The organism is Dyella sp. AD56 (assembly GCF_002878475.1).
Lineage (GTDB): Bacteria > Pseudomonadota > Gammaproteobacteria > Xanthomonadales > Rhodanobacteraceae > Dyella.
On the sequence record NZ_NRDP01000023.1, the window covers coordinates 120,840 to 135,207 of the forward strand.

Annotated in this window: 18 protein-coding genes; 2 read left to right on the forward strand and 16 right to left on the reverse strand. The window is 58.5% G+C overall.

Annotation, left to right across the window (positions count from 1 at the left end; genetic code table 11):
* Positions 1–518: 518 nt before the first annotated feature.
* The 11 genes from DyAD56_RS15035 to DyAD56_RS15095 form a co-directional block, all read right to left on the reverse strand.
* On the reverse strand, positions 519–1,235 hold the full coding sequence (locus DyAD56_RS15035; RefSeq protein ID WP_102303584.1) for a hypothetical protein: 717 nt from the start codon (positions 1,233–1,235) through the stop codon (positions 519–521).
* Between the two features lie 191 nt (positions 1,236–1,426).
* Entirely contained in the window at positions 1,427–2,356 is a 930-nt protein-coding gene (locus DyAD56_RS15040; protein WP_146010527.1) for a hypothetical protein, read from the reverse strand.
* A 246-nt stretch (positions 2,357–2,602) separates the two neighbouring features.
* Entirely contained in the window at positions 2,603–2,932 is a 330-nt protein-coding gene (locus DyAD56_RS15045; protein ID WP_102303586.1) for a hypothetical protein, read from the reverse strand.
* A gap of 163 nt (positions 2,933–3,095) precedes the next feature.
* Entirely contained in the window at positions 3,096–3,476 is a 381-nt protein-coding gene (locus tag DyAD56_RS15050) for a hypothetical protein (protein ID WP_102303587.1), read from the reverse strand.
* 740 nt (positions 3,477–4,216) lie between these two features.
* Positions 4,217–4,555 carry a cupin domain-containing protein gene (locus DyAD56_RS15065; RefSeq protein WP_102303590.1) on the reverse strand — a complete coding sequence of 113 codons (339 nt, stop codon included), beginning with the start codon at positions 4,553–4,555 and terminating at the stop codon, positions 4,217–4,219.
* A 118-nt stretch (positions 4,556–4,673) separates the two neighbouring features.
* Positions 4,674–5,618: a hypothetical protein gene (locus DyAD56_RS15070; RefSeq protein WP_146010528.1), complete on the reverse strand. Its 945-nt coding sequence runs from the start codon at positions 5,616–5,618 to the stop codon at positions 4,674–4,676.
* Between the two features lie 420 nt (positions 5,619–6,038).
* Positions 6,039–6,377 (reverse strand): hypothetical protein, encoded by a 339-nt coding sequence (locus DyAD56_RS15075; protein ID WP_102303592.1) that lies wholly within the window; start codon positions 6,375–6,377, stop codon positions 6,039–6,041.
* Between the two features lie 110 nt (positions 6,378–6,487).
* On the reverse strand, positions 6,488–7,066 hold the full coding sequence (locus DyAD56_RS15080; RefSeq protein ID WP_146010529.1) for a hypothetical protein: 579 nt from the start codon (positions 7,064–7,066) through the stop codon (positions 6,488–6,490).
* A gap of 67 nt (positions 7,067–7,133) precedes the next feature.
* The gene (locus tag DyAD56_RS15085) at positions 7,134–7,742 is read right to left on the reverse strand and encodes a hypothetical protein (RefSeq protein WP_102303594.1); all 609 of its coding nucleotides are present in this window, start codon (positions 7,740–7,742) and stop codon (positions 7,134–7,136) included.
* A gap of 475 nt (positions 7,743–8,217) precedes the next feature.
* A complete protein-coding gene (locus DyAD56_RS15090; protein WP_102303595.1) occupies positions 8,218–8,499 on the reverse strand; it encodes a hypothetical protein in 282 nt (93 codons plus the stop codon).
* 67 nt (positions 8,500–8,566) lie between these two features.
* Positions 8,567–9,265, reverse strand: coding sequence for an ATP-binding protein (locus DyAD56_RS15095; RefSeq protein WP_233202494.1), 699 nt, complete (start codon positions 9,263–9,265; stop codon positions 8,567–8,569).
* 62 nt (positions 9,266–9,327) lie between these two features.
* Between DyAD56_RS15095 and DyAD56_RS15100 the strand changes: the two genes are divergently transcribed.
* The gene (locus DyAD56_RS15100; RefSeq protein ID WP_102303596.1) at positions 9,328–9,885 is read left to right on the forward strand and encodes a carboxymuconolactone decarboxylase family protein; all 558 of its coding nucleotides are present in this window, start codon (positions 9,328–9,330) and stop codon (positions 9,883–9,885) included.
* 126 nt (positions 9,886–10,011) lie between these two features.
* Positions 10,012–10,848 (forward strand): helix-turn-helix transcriptional regulator, encoded by an 837-nt coding sequence (locus DyAD56_RS15105; protein WP_255409222.1) that lies wholly within the window; start codon positions 10,012–10,014, stop codon positions 10,846–10,848.
* Between the two features lie 105 nt (positions 10,849–10,953).
* Here DyAD56_RS15105 and DyAD56_RS15110 read toward each other — a convergent pair whose 3' ends face one another.
* From DyAD56_RS15110 to DyAD56_RS15130, 5 genes are all read right to left on the reverse strand, one after another.
* The gene (locus DyAD56_RS15110) at positions 10,954–11,169 is read right to left on the reverse strand and encodes a DUF3820 family protein (RefSeq protein ID WP_102303598.1); all 216 of its coding nucleotides are present in this window, start codon (positions 11,167–11,169) and stop codon (positions 10,954–10,956) included.
* Between the two features lie 185 nt (positions 11,170–11,354).
* Positions 11,355–11,864, reverse strand: coding sequence for a cytochrome P460 family protein (locus DyAD56_RS15115; protein ID WP_102303599.1), 510 nt, complete (start codon positions 11,862–11,864; stop codon positions 11,355–11,357).
* 22 nt (positions 11,865–11,886) lie between these two features.
* Positions 11,887–12,939: an alpha/beta hydrolase gene (locus DyAD56_RS15120; RefSeq protein ID WP_102303600.1), complete on the reverse strand. Its 1,053-nt coding sequence runs from the start codon at positions 12,937–12,939 to the stop codon at positions 11,887–11,889.
* Between the two features lie 307 nt (positions 12,940–13,246).
* Positions 13,247–13,522 (reverse strand): hypothetical protein, encoded by a 276-nt coding sequence (locus tag DyAD56_RS15125; RefSeq protein WP_102303601.1) that lies wholly within the window; start codon positions 13,520–13,522, stop codon positions 13,247–13,249.
* Between the two features lie 141 nt (positions 13,523–13,663).
* Positions 13,664–14,278 (reverse strand): peroxiredoxin, encoded by a 615-nt coding sequence (locus tag DyAD56_RS15130; protein WP_102303602.1) that lies wholly within the window; start codon positions 14,276–14,278, stop codon positions 13,664–13,666.
* Positions 14,279–14,368: the final 90 nt, after the last annotated feature.

Below are 14,368 nucleotides of genomic sequence, written 5' to 3' on the forward strand. Positions count from 1 at the left end.
ACGCACGGAACGACATGGCGGCGGATTCACATGGGTGAATCGCTGCCATGTATGTGATGGTGCGCCCGGACGCGCACGCCGTTGCTTTCATCGACACCACGTAAAACTCGGCAGGTCCACTTGCGTGCTCACTGCAAGCTGCCATTGCGGAGCGGTTCGACTTCAGGTTCCTTCCGCGCCGGCGCATCTGATCAACTGCAATTGTTCGATTTGCCGACGCTATGGAGCGCTATGGGCGCTCTATGAATCCCACGCGGTCACGGTTTCCGGGCGAGAGAGCCTGGCCGCGTATGTGTGGGGCAAGCGCACTATCCGCACTATGCATTGCGCCGTCTGTGGCTGCGTCACTCACTGGGAGCCGCTGCATGCCGAGGCGGGGCAGCAGTTTGGCGTCAACATGCGCAATGTCGATCCAGCGCTGATTGATGGCATTGAAGTACGGCGGTTCGATGGTGCGGATACGTGGACGTACCCTGATGCGGATGCCTCGCCCGCGGACTCATGATCTTCCCAATGACTCAGCCATGGCCGACCGAGGGGCTGGCTGCCGGTACATGGGCGACCTGCGTCCCGGAGGCCGCCGGGAAGCTGGCGCTGATCTCCTTCGCAAGCGCGTCTAGCGCGTTCACCTCTTCGCTCAACAGGCCCACCATCTGATTGGTGACGTGCAGCAATTCCCGCGGCTCGTACTCGCCCGTCTGGATGTCAATCATGGCGTCCGCCATGCGCGATTCGCTGAGTACCGCGGTCGTTTCGCCGGCAATGGTGGCCGCCTTGGTGTTCTGCTCAGCATAGATGCTGGAGTAGCGACGCAGGAGTTCCGTGTCGACCCAGCTGGCGGATTGATTGGCGACAGCAACATCCCATGCTTCACGGCGAAGGGTGGGCCAGCGACCATCGAGATAGAACTCGCTGGTCATGGCGTTGTGAACGTATTTGTCGATGTCGCTGGCGGACGCGTGGGATTTCAATGCATCCAGCAGGCCGTCACGGATCTTTTCCAGTGATGCGATACGCTCGCGGTCGTGATCCCTGGCCTTGGTGATTTCCACCAGGTTCTGATGAATCTCTGCCTCAATCCTCGCGCGGGCCTCGCTCGCCGCCCGCTCATGATGAGCGTGTTCGATCCATGCTTCCAGCGAAAGCGCAGTCAGAATGCTGACCACGATCATCAGATAGTGCTTGGCAAAATCCTTCAGCGAATGAGCGCTGACTTCCGGCAGTTCGAAATGCATGGCGCGTACCCTGTCTCGTCGATTCAGCGTGCGGAATGAGCAACCAGCCCGCCGAAGGGTACACGTTTTGCGCGCAAGGGAAACGTTCGCCTTGGCTCAAAAAGCGGGCCTATACAGCAGGGGAGACGCGCCTTCGTACAGAAGGCTCGCATTGCCGCGCACTCCCGCGTTCCTTCTGCCCGCTCGGCAACTCATCGTCCACTCAGATCCCTGTATACCGACGCCAACGGCGCCACGAGGATGGCGAACAATGGACCAACCAGCGCGAAGCCCACGGCGAGTGCCGGCGCTAGAGCGACCAATAAGGGCACGACGTTCGGGATTTGCCCTTGAGGGAAGAACGCGTGTAAGTGGGCTTGATCGAAGCCACCCAGCCGCGCATAGACGATCGCAATAATGATGCATTCCATGATCAACGCGATGGTGATGGCAATCACGGCCAGAACGGCGCTCATGCCGGTCAGTTTCCAGGCATGGCCTTTCGTCAATGCCCAGGACTCGTGCAGCCGAAACTCCTTCTCGGCAAACGTCATCACGGGGGCGAGGGAGAGTCGAATCGCTACCCAGGCCCATGCACCGATGGCAGCGATAACAACGCCACCAATGAGCACAACACGGGTAAGGGTGGCCGCGGTCGGGTCGGGTATCAGACCGCCGATCAGCCATGCCAAACCACCCAGGACACCGCCGCTAATCATCGCCCCCAGCATCGTAAACGCGACAATCACGCTATAGACAAACAGCACAAGACCCAGCCAGAGCTCCTGCGCGCCGAAGCGTAGAGAAAAGAAGCGGCGATTATCGGGTTCAAGAACGCTGCGATAGATGGCGCCGACCAGAAGTGCGCGTCCGGCCAGCCCAGTCACGAACATCAGCGGGTTGGCCATCATCATCCGGCTTTGCAGGCGAAACATCTCGGCCGACGGTCCCTTGTGCGGGTCCATGTGTTGGAGACTTGCGAAGAACGAAGGCATCTCCGACAACAGGTAGCCAAACAACAAGGCCATCGGGGCGATCGCAACGAGAAGGTACGCCATGCTCCAGGCAATCGCCGATCCCGGTCGGCGTGCAATAAGGGAAAAACCCGAACCTAAGGCCCCGCTGATTGAAAAATCCGTCACGTTCCCTCCCGACGAGATTAGTGATTATGCAGATGAAATATCTAAAGAATGCTAATGGTTAACCTTGCAAATCTTGATCGCGGCGTGCCTGTTTGAGATGAGTTTGGTCACCGTTCTCGACAAATGTCCGTTTGAGTTCAAGATGCGGGCACATCCGTTTCGGGTCGGAAGCGGCCGTTTCCAATTGAAACAGCCTATCCTGCTCAATCCCAGGGGACTTGGAGCAATAGATCGTCCGACGAGCCCTCAGTTTTCGTTGTCCCAAAACACGTCTACCGCATCGCGGTTCATGATGCCCCATATGGGCGTGCCCAGTCGTACCAGGCCTGTGCGTATGCGATGGATGGATTCGTCGTAAGCAGAGATGCGAAAGATCATCTGGTACTTCGAGGTGGTGAGCCACATCGACAGCGGAATGGACAGCCAGAAGGTGTTGGATTTCGCGTGCAGGATGCGCAAACCGTTGGAGTCTGCCCAGTCACTCAGCAGTGCCCTGGCGTTCTGGTAATGGCGCCAGCTCAGCCCGATCGCTCCCGCGATCAGCAGCAAAAAGAGCAGCAGCGTTGCTCTGGTCATGATGCCTCCAGGGGTTCTCCGCGCGGAGCCTAGGAGGCTTCGCGCGACTGCGCAAGCCGACCGGCTGGCTGAGGGTGATGGCGGCTATTGCCAAGGTCTGCTCCGGGTCGAAAGCGGACCTAACCAACTTCGTCATTCCGCCTGCGAACAACCGTCAGACTAGCTACTTCGGATTTACACGATGGGCTACGACGCGACCGTCGTGGCCAACGTCAATGGAGAGCTGCCCACCCAGCTGACTTTGGCGGGCACCGACTTTCCAACCGCCACGCCCCGGCTCGAGTGAAAACGCGGGCTCCCACCTCAACTGATGGTTGAGGGCATATTCGCGAGCAATGCGTAGTGCCTCCGTGGCATCCAGGCGTTGATCGTCCGGAATCAACATTCCTGTTGACTGACTGACGCGGAAACTCAGTGACTCCTCAACATGAACAACCCACTCGTCATCGTTAAGCACAATGAAGTAGGAAGCGCGACGGAGGGCTCCGTTTGAGGAGGCGGCACCCAGCGCCAGTTCTAAGGCTTGAATTTCATCCGCTGCCATGCAAATGACTCTCCGATCTATGTTCGTGATGTCCGCTTCGGGTCGGAAGCGGACCTAAGAATGCATTCTAAGCAGCGGTCTCACCAGGCGGTAACTCGTCCCCTCTCGGCGAGCGAACGTGGGACCGCGCCTGCTCATCCTTTGCCCCAAAAGTACGGTAGTTAAAGCGGGCTTGATTCAAGCTCGGGCGATTCGCGCCGCCTGCGAAATCAGCGTTCTCCAACTGGACGTCGTCATCTTCCCAAAAGCAAACAGGACAGATCACGAACGAGCCGGGGAATGAACCGTCGTCCGGCATTGTGAGATGACCGCAGCACGGGCAGGCAGGACTCATAGTTCCCCATCGTCATTTGTAAAAGTGTCTGCTTCGGGTCGGAAGCGGACCCTCCGACCGCGACCGCGCTACCCATCAAAATCCTAGCGCCCACCCAAAATTTCGTTCTGAAACTGAGCGTACGCCTCTTCCAGTTCAGGGAAATCGCGGAGTGACTCCTCGACCCAGACCATATGTCCACCGGGCATGTGTCGCTCCAAGGGAGCCGAAACTTCTCTGCTGATGGCTCTTTCAAGAAGCGGCCCAATTGCGGCCAGTAGTGTCTGAGCGGCCTCCGAGGAGGGTGAGAGGTCATTGAGAATCTCTCGTAAGCGCACTGCTTTCGTATACAGAGCATCCTGATCCATCACCCTCTCCCCCCCCTTTTCGCAACTCCGTTGGGTCCGCTATGGGTCGGAAGCGGACCTTACTGCTCGCCGCCGTGTACGCCCCAAAAGATCACCCATGTTGCGAAGTCATCTGAAAAGCTTTCGAAGCGATGCGTAACTCCGGCTTCGACAAAGATCACGTCCTGCGGCTCAAACGTTCTGCGGACTCCGTCCTTTACGAAATCCCCCGTGCCACTGATAACGATGTACAACTCGTCCTGCGAATGGGTGGATTGCCGGTCCTCGCCCCGAGGCGCATACAACCCGACCTTCATCGTTCCATGCCTCAGGCCGTAATGGAACCGAAAAGCAGCCTCGTCTGTCGGGAGGTTGGTAACAGCCTCCTGTAGACCAAACATCCAGTCTTCGTTTGGCATGCGTCCTCCCATATGGGTCGGGTCCGCTTCGGGTCGGAAGCGGCCCTTAGGTGAATGCAGTTCTTTGTGGATTACCAATTGATCAAGAGCTATGCGATACGCACATAGGCCTTAGGAGTTAAAAAATATAGGAGAATGGGAGAGGCGTTACGGTCCTGCATCCGGTGCACCGAAAGGACTCGCGCATCAGAAGGCGCGCCATGTTGTGTTGGGTCAGAATGAGCGGCTTCTTGCAATTGGGACAAGCCAAAATTCGCGATAGCTTAACGAGGATCTTCCGGGTCTCATTGATCCTCTTCGGATCGTCACTCAGCAGAAACATGCTCATGATCGTGCGGACCTGGAATGCAGTTCTCGCTCCTGGGTCCATGGCTTTCATGCGGTCGTAGAGGCCTTCGATCACATGCGCGAGAAAGAGCAGTACGGGTGGCAGCACCTCGTAAAGCCCGTCGTATGAATCATCGTCGGCGTAGTTCTTGAAAATGAAATTGAAGTTCTCCGGCTCTGTCCTCACCGCGTCCCGTTGCACGGTGATGAGGTGCACGGCACGTTGCAGGATTTTGTAGAGGCCGCGTTCAAAGTCGTCCTTGAACAGGACCGCGTGAAGCCAATCGCTCTGGATCACGCCCTTAAGGGCGGTCTTCTCAAGGGCGGTTTGGAGAATGGCCTGGCGCAGGTTGCCAACGATCTTGGGGGCCAGCCCTGCGGGCGACTGTTTGGAGAAAGCTTCATAGAAGCCGTCTTCGTCGCCCAGCATCCAGGCCAGATAAATGAGGCTATCGGTGAGCGGCTTGCGCAGCAAATTGAAGGCCACCACGACCTTCCGACGTTCCATGCACCGCAGCGCCTCATAGATGTGGTGAAGACAGTCGGACACCATGCCCATCGTGATGGTGTTTATGGCCACACGTCGCGCTTCGTCCAGCCGACCTAACCGCTTCAACGCTTCGACCGAGCCGACCTCGTTGGCTAGGCGTTCGAACTCGTCAGCCTCGTCGGCATCTCGGAATTTGAAGCGAACCAGATGGGCGCGCGCCTTTTCGTATTCGGCCAGCATCTGCACGCAGGCGTCGTGCAAAAAGTAGCAGTACTCATGTGCGAGCCGAGCTGATGGCGGGACCCATTGGAGGCGGTTCCTCGGAATTAGCCCGGATGAAACGTACCGCGAACGACCGGCACGGCTAACCGCTCCCTTGGGCTCATGCCCTATCGTAACGCTCGCCGCCATACGCCCCTCACACGATTAGTCGCACTGCGCTTTCTGGCCGATTTCAGCCTGTGGTGCGCGCCTGATCGAAATATTGACACACTGTCCATGCGTACAACGATTTCGATGCCGCTCACTTGCCCCCACGGCAAATATCTAGTTGAGATGGGGAAGGTCCGTTTCGGGTCGGAAGCGGACATTTGCAACTCGCCATAGCACGCAATTGCTCGGCGACCGCCAACCGGCATCAGGAACACCGAAGCCTAGGTGCTTATCTCATTTCAAGAAGATCTTCTCATTCTTTTCCGCGTTCTGAAGCGCATGAATTACGGTATCAACACCCACTCCGACAAGCTTAATTGCAGCGCTCCAGCCAACCGGAATCACCTGTATTGGCCCCTTTCCTTTTTGAAGAGTGATCTCCTCAAGGAGGATGTCTACTGATGCCACCTGACCTAAGTCCTCACTAAGGATATCTGGATGCGTCACCGTAACCCTATGCTTGATGACCTGGGTAAAGCTCGTGCCAACCGGAATCGGCTTTCCAGTGTTATTTGTGACAACGAGTAGTCCACCTGCCTCAACGCGCCCCAATAGTATTATTTCGTCACTCATTTCCCATTCCACAGGTTCAGGTGATGGAGACAACGTCTGGTATGACTGGGCGGAACTATTGGCAATAGAGACGCAGTGTCCGCTAAGGGTCGAAAGCTGACATTACCCGATCAGCGGCCATCGGCGTGACAGGCACTCTTTCCTGGTGAGTAGCGCAGAGATTGGTCGAGAGGAATCATTCCACCGAACTTCCCAACTGGAATGTTCTTTGAGCCAAAGGGTTCATACAGCCAAAAAACAACCCAGTTGTCTGGATGCTTTATCTCGGTCAGTTCATGGAAGTACTTTCCGAGATCCACCTTTCCAGAAATGGAGCCCCCCGCAGGAATGGTGTACGGCGTCTCCGGAAAGTCTTCAACCGGGTACCCTGCTTGCATGACCTTGCCGGAAGCTGGGTGATAGATAACTTGCTTGCTGGTAAGAATGCCACCCCACGGAAGATTGGTGATATCCATGACCAGCTCCTTGCCCGAACAATTCCAAACCCGGAAATCCAAGTAGAAGTTGTGGCCCGACTTCTCTACACCAATGGCTTCCACGGCGATGGGAAGCCCTCCACCAGGTTGCTGGCATAAGGCGATGACCGGAAAACATGCTGCGAGCAACGCTGAGCACAGGACTGTCCGTATCTTCATGGCTTCCTTCTCATTGGCCAGTAACCGTTTCGATGAATAGGCTGAAAGAATCACAGAAGTGTCCGCCTTGAGTCGGAAGCGGGCCTAAAGGCTAATGATCAAATCTATCTTCTCGACCAATTTAAGACGTCCATGCCTGAAGGCGCTTCGTGACGCGCCAGACCCCGTCTAATCGCTCAACCACAACGTATTCCCCGTGCGCACATAGCCCGCCACAATCTTCCTCGAAATAGACAACGGCCGTATTCTGCGTCCTGGAGTAGATCGGCATACTTAGGCGGAGTAGCAGTTCGATGTCGGGAAACGCGTCCTGGAACCCGGTATTCATACCAATGGGGATCCGTATGCCTGCCGGCACGGGAAGCTCCATAGGCTGTTTTGCTGGTTGATCGAATGCGGCCTTGAGGCGTGCGTAGGACACCATACTTACGCGCGGGCACTCGATCCCCGCCGGCAGCGCCTTAGTCTCATCAGCACGCTTGGCAAGGGCATTGCCTTGATCCATCGATATGTCTTGCGGAATCCATATGTGCAGGTCCCGGGGACCAATGGGCTTCGCTGAGAGTAAAACCTTGCCACGGCCCTTACCCTGGCATTGCAGAGACACCACCGCTGAGAGAACGGCCTTGTCGGTCCCTGGATCAGGGACATCAGGCCTCGCGACCAGCGCCACAATGGTGACCAACAGGCCAACGAGCACTACTCCCAACGTTATCGCCTTCCAGGTCATCGAGCCCTCCAGAATCCTTGGTGACCCGCATAACCATCCATCCCTGTAAACGAAACTGTCTGCTTTGGGTCGAAAGCGGACCTTACCGATTCACGGATCTACTGCTATACGCAATGGGTGCGACGGATTGTCGGCAATGAACGCATCCACGTCTGCGAGCCTGGTCGGCAATGCAGGACCAGATACGCTGCAATAACTGAAGAATCGGAAGCCTGCTTGATGAAGGCGCCGTACCTTTTCCCATTGCTCCTTGTCGCTAAGCTTCGGTGCGTGAAAAGAGCGCCCCATGAGGTGAAGCGGCCCTCCACATTGGGGGCATGTAGCACTTCCGTCCCGTCTTGGGCGGGTCTTGAAGCTCTTGCGGCATCGGAAGCAAGCATGGGCAACTAGATAGTCCGGTCCGGCCATACGCACCTCATATGTTCAGTTCGCCAGGGTCTGTCTTGGGTCGGTAGCGGACCTTAGCCGCATACGCCTAATCGATGCCTAAAACCGCCTCAAGCTTGGCCGCGAGATAGTTGAACTGGCTTCCCCACCCGCAGTCGATGGAGAGCTCTTGCAGATTGGCCGTTGGCAGGAGCAACAGTTTCACTTGGTACACCGAGGGATTCGCGAGAAGTGAGTCAATGTCATGGAGCGCCTTGGTCTGGTCCCCGTAAATGCCCCCTTCGCCCCCGCCCTCTACCTTCGCCCGCAGGTCCAAAAGGATGGCACGAGCTGACGAATCAATATCCATAGAATCTAGCGACCAGGCCATCCGAAGCAATCCATGCGTTGAACCCGTACCTAAACAGGTCCGCTCTGGGTCGAAAGCGGACCTTAGCCTAAGTTTTAGCAGGCTCAAGTTCGTCCGGATAGGAGATCACGCGGACGTCGTACATTTCGCGCTCGATCTCATCCATGGGTTGCCAGTGGTCGCTTGCCATCTCGAAAAATGCATCTGGCACGTTCATGGCGTATGTCGAGCCCTTTTCCAGATTGCGCTTGCGGACTCGTTCACGTCGGATGTCTCGTGGGGCATCCAACAGGTAGATGGTCAGCTCGTATCCGGCCCCTAACGCCTGCGTGCAGAAACGTTCGCGACTCGTCCTTTCTACCAGTCCAAGCTCAAGGACGACGTCATGGCCCGCGTCGAGAATCTCTTTCGCCGTTTCCCAGATCTGGTCCAGGCAACGCTCTTTCCTGGCTATGTACCATTCCATCAGGTTGGTGGCAGGGCGATCCGGGCTGTATAGCCTGACGAACCACGCGTCCAGAATGAAACCCGGTGCTGCGTGTTGCTTTCGCAATTCGGCGACGTACGTGGACTTGCCGGCGCCCACTGGTCCTTCGATCAAGTGAATCTTTGCCATTTGAGTCAGGCCATCCTTGGTGGGGCGTAAGTAGAGAGGGTTATTTCGAGCCGGCTGTTCGCTTTGGGCGACGACGGATATCTCATCATATCGCGAGACCCGTTGCTCCTTTCTTTCGCGAATCGCGACCGATTTATTACCTCTCAGGTAGTTGGCGCGTTGAATGCACACGCCTAAGGTTCCTCCACGTCGTCGATATCGACGGCGATGCACATATTCAGCGAGGACTACCCATGACATCTTTTCCCATCCATACGATCGAATCCGCACCGCTGCAGTCCAGGCCTTCTCTGGAGGCGCTGCGGGGCGCGTTTGGCTTCATCCCCAATATCGCAGGCGCGATGGCTACATCCCCCGTCCTGATCGAGGGCCTTGTCGGGCTCTTTGGCAAAGTTCATGGTGGCAGCTTTTCCGAAGAGCAGGTTCAGGTGGTTCTGCTTACCAATGCCGTGACGAATGAGTGTCCCTGGGCCGTGGCCTTCCACTCCTTCCTGGCGGTAAAGGAAGGCGTTGACGAGGCAGATGTCCACGCTATTCGCGAGCGCCGGAATCCCCTTGATACGAGGAACGCCGCACTCTCCGCCCTGGCACGGACTCTTATCGAGAAGCGAGGGCATTTGGGCGATCACGACGTGTCGACGTTTCTTCAGGCCGGTTTTGATAAACATCACCTTCTGGAAACGGTTGCCATTGTTGCTGCATCCACCATCACCAACTACACGGGCAATGTCACCCATCCGCCGCTGGAAGAAGCGTTCCAAGCATCCCGTTGGTCTGCCCCGTCGGCCTGACCATCCATGGGGTCGTTGGCGGGCGAGGGTGCTGATAAGGACGTAGGTGGCAAACGCACATGAGACACTCAAGCGGTTATCGTGCACATCGTCAGTTGGACGTGCTTAGAGGATCCCATGGGCACCATGCGTAGCGACCTGACGTACCCATCCCATGACCTGGGTCTTCTGCTGCGACACTGGCGAGGAATGCGCGGCGCCAGCCAACTGGGGCTGGCGCTTGATGCGGGTATGTCGCAGCGGCATCTGAGCTTTATCGAAAAGGGTCGCAGTGTGCCAAGTCGCCACGCGCTGGCGAGCATTGTCCAATCACTGGACGTTCCATTGCGCGAACGTAATGCGATCTTCCTGGCGGCTGGCTATGCGCCGATCTATCCAGAAACCGCCTGGAATGCCGAGGAAATGCAGGGCATTACGCGCGCGGTGGATCGCATGCTTCGTCAGCATGAGCCCTTTCCCGCCGTCGTCATGGATCGTTACTGGAATGTGCTGGCTACCAATGCGTCATCGCCGCATTTTTTCGGCTTGTTTATCGATATGGCCGCACGCACGAAGCCGAGGAACATGCTGCATCTCATGTTTGATCCCGAAGGCATGCGGCCGTTTGTCGTGGATTGGGACACGGTCGCCAGAAGCCTTATCCAGCGCGTGCATCGGGAACTGATCGGAGGTGTCCTGGACGAACGAAGCCAAACCTTACTGGATGAATTGTTTGCGTACCCAGGGGTTGATCCATCGTGGCGGCAGCGAGGATCAGACGGTTCCGCACCAAATCTTCCCATGATTCCCTTGGGTTTCAGGAAGCACGGCAAAACACTCCGTTACTTTTCCATGGTGACCACGGTAGGGGCGCCTCAAAGTGTTGCCGCCCAGGAGTTGCGCATCGAATCCATGTTTCCCGCGGACGAGGAAACGGAAGTGCTGCATGCGGAATGCATGTCGGGCGGGCCATCAGTGGCCTGAATGTGTGTGGGTTTGATCAATGCCTGTGCATGTGCAGTACCTGATTCACGATATCTGTTTCGGATCGAAAGACGCTCTCCTCATGCTTTCTTCGCCCGAACAGCCCTATCTACGCTTCCTCAACGGATCAAGCAGCGGCTTCAGTCCGTTGTGATCAAGTTCGAGTGCCAGGGCGAGGAGGTTGCCGAGGTCGCCGGGCGGAAAGCCTTTGCGGGCATACCAGGCGAGGTATGCGCCGGGGAGATCGGCGATGAGGCGACCCTGATACTTGCCATAGGGCATGGGCATGGTGACTAGTCGCTGCAAGTCTTCGGGCTTCATGGGATGAGCCGTGGCGTGGCGTCTTGTTTCGTGACCGCGGTCATGTGTTCTCCCGTACTTGACGCTGTGATCGTATGTGAGAGACGGCCACAGGGTTTCGGTGGCCTCTCGCCGCGCGGATCTTCCAACAGACCTTCAGCTCTGGCAACAGATCCGCGGGTTATGGGCAACTCCATCGGGCGTTTTCAGGGCGCGTATCGCGTGAACACGAAATCGTGCCCGCTGGCGCGCGCTGCGTGGCACGCAAAACAGGTACGGTGCTGCGCTTCATCCGCTGGCTTGCCGTCGATGAAGCGGCCAAAGCCCCATCCACCGGTGGCGGCATACTTCTTCGAGTCCTTCACCATTACTTGAACGGTAGTGGCGGCGCCGGGCACCGTTGCGGTGGCGAACTCGGCGGACGGTTGGCGTTTCCATGCGAGCTTGACCAGCACGGTGCCATCAGGAAAGGGCTGGCTGTTCCGGGCATAGGCATCAACGGTGGCCTTGTTGCCGACGACGGCACGCAACTCGTTGAGTGGTGCGTCTTCCAGTGCGGGCGCAATCAACTCCCATTGACGGTAGCCCTGAGGCAGGGAGACGCCGTAGATGGGGGATGCTGGACTGGTGGCGGATTCGCTCGCTTGTGACACTCCAGCCAGCACGCCCGCGATCACCAAGCCGCCGGCAGCAGCAAGAGCTAATAGCGTTTTCATGGATGTGTTCTCCGGGAACGGTTCAGAGGTGGTCCGCGTCGATCACGGCCTGCGCGAAGGCCACTGGGGCTTCCTGTGGCAGGTTGTGGCCGATGCCACCGCTGATCACGCGATGCTCGTACTTACCGGTGAATCGCTTTGCATAGGCGGCTGGTTCGGGGTGCGGCGCGCCATTGGCATCGCCTTCCAGCGTGATGGTGGGTATCTGGATGTTCGGCAGCGTGGCGAGCTTTGTTTCCAGTGCGTCGTAGTGCGTCTCGCCCTCGGCGATGCCCAGGCGCCAACGGTAGTTGTGGATGGCTACGGCGACCTGATCAGGGTTATCCAAGGCGGCCGCGGAACGCGCGAAGGTGGCGTCGTCGAAGTTCCATTGCGGCGAGGCCAGTTCCCAGATAAGGCGTGCGAAGTCGTGCGTGTACTTCGCGTAGCCCGCTTCACCGCGCTCGGTGGCGAAGTAGTACTGGTACCACCACTGCAGTTCGGCCTTGGGAGGCAGCGGCGCGCGGTTTGCCGCCTGGCTGCCGATGAGATAGCCGCTGACCGACACCAGCGCTTTGCAGCGCGTTGGCCACAACGCAGCCAGGATATCGGCGGTGCGCGCGCCCCAATCGAAGCCGGCGACGATCGCCTGATCGATCTTCAGCGCGTCCAGTAGCGCGATGGCATCGACCGCGAGCGCAGCCTGTTGTCCGTTGCGCGGGGTATCGGCCGAGAGAAAGCGGGTGTCGCCGTAGCCACGCAGCCACGGGATGATCACGCGGTAGCCTGCGGCGGCGAGGATGGGGGCTACGTCGACGAAGCTGTAGATGTCGTACGGCCAGCCGTGCAGCAGCAGGACGGGTTTGCCATTGGCCGGGCCGTCTTCGGCGTAGGCCACGTCGAGCACGCCAGCCTTCACATGCTTGATGGACTTGAACGAGGTGTGTCCACTCGTTGCCGTACGCCCACCGCTGGTGGGCGCTGGCTTCGCCGCCTGGGCGCTGGCGAGCGAAGACAGCCCCAGCGGGGCGATCGCAAGGCCAAGCGCGGTGGCACCAAGGAAGCGGCGGCGCTTCGGGTCGATCAGGTCCGACATGGCTGTTCTCCGGCAGGTGGGTATGGCGTTAGGAGAACATCGCCGTGTATCACCTTCGTGTGACGCATCGGCGGAATTGCAAGCTCATGTACCTACGGGGCGGCCGGATACATTCGGATACAAATCTCTGGGGCGCGCACCGGGTCTTTGGGATGTTGCTGGGGCGCTATGTGCGCGAAGCGATGCTCGGCTCGTTTCGCGAGTAGCGACGGCCGGCCTATGTGCTTGAGCGCACGAGGCGGCGCGGGCTAAAAGAAAACGGCCGGCAAAGTTGCCGGCCGCCAGGGATGGAGCAAAAGGGCGCGGATTATTCCTCGCCGTCTTCCTCTTCTTCCTCTTCGCCTTCGTCCTCGAAGGTTTCGAGTTCTTCCACGCGCAGGAAATTCGGCGCGGCGTCGGCAAAGCTGATCTGCTTGCCGTTCACCAGCATCGGGCGCACGTCACGGTGCGTGGTGCCGTTCTGCACGGACTCCACCAGCGCGAAGCACACGAGCGCTTCCGCACTCTCGTCGCCGTTCTCGTCGAACACGGCAACCCAACCCGTGGCGGGCATGATCTGGATGATGGTTTCTTGCGAGGACATGGCAACTCCGGTTGGTCAAACGGGGAAGCTTGCCGGGTGCCCGGTGGGACTGCAAGCGACGGTTTCGTGACCGTGCGCGGTGCGCCCCGGATCGCGCACATCCGCCCTCGACGGGGCGGACGTGCGCCGCGCGGCGAATGCTCAGGGCGCCTTGGTTGCCTGGAGCTGCTGCACGATGGCGAGCGACTTGCTCACATGGTCCTGCGGATGCAGGTGATCGGCTTCGGAGGAGAACACGGCAGCCACTTTGCCGTCGCGCCCGATCACGAAGGTCACGCGCGAGATGAAACCGTGCTCGATGGCCTGGCCTTGCACATCCTTCGCGTCAGGCTCGGCGGCGGACATCTTCACGTCGTACTGGGCGGCGATCTTGCCCTGCGGATCGGACGCCACCGGGAATTTGCCGGCGCAGTAACTCGGGTCGGCCGAGAACGTGTTGAGCCGGTCGATGCTGTCCGCCGAGACGCCAATGATGGTGGCGCCTGCCGCAGCGAATTTCGCCGCTTCCGTGGCAAAGGCGTGTGCTTCGATATCGCAACCGCCGGTATAGGCCGAGGGGAAGAAGTACACGATGACCGGCCCCTTCTTGAGCGCGTCGGCCAGCGAGAGGGTGAAGCTCTTGCCGTCGTGACTGGCCTGGGTGGTGAAGGCCGGAGCGGTGGCGCCCTGGCTGATGGCGGCGAAGGCGGGGGACGTCAGGAGCATGCCGCCAGCCAGAACAGCAGCTGCCAGCGAACTCAGGAGGTGCTTTTTCATGCCGGTATCCTCGTGGTGCGTCGGGGTAGACAGTGGGGAGTGAGTGCCCGGGCCAGGCCCTGGGGTTTAAAAGCTCAATCTATCGCTTGT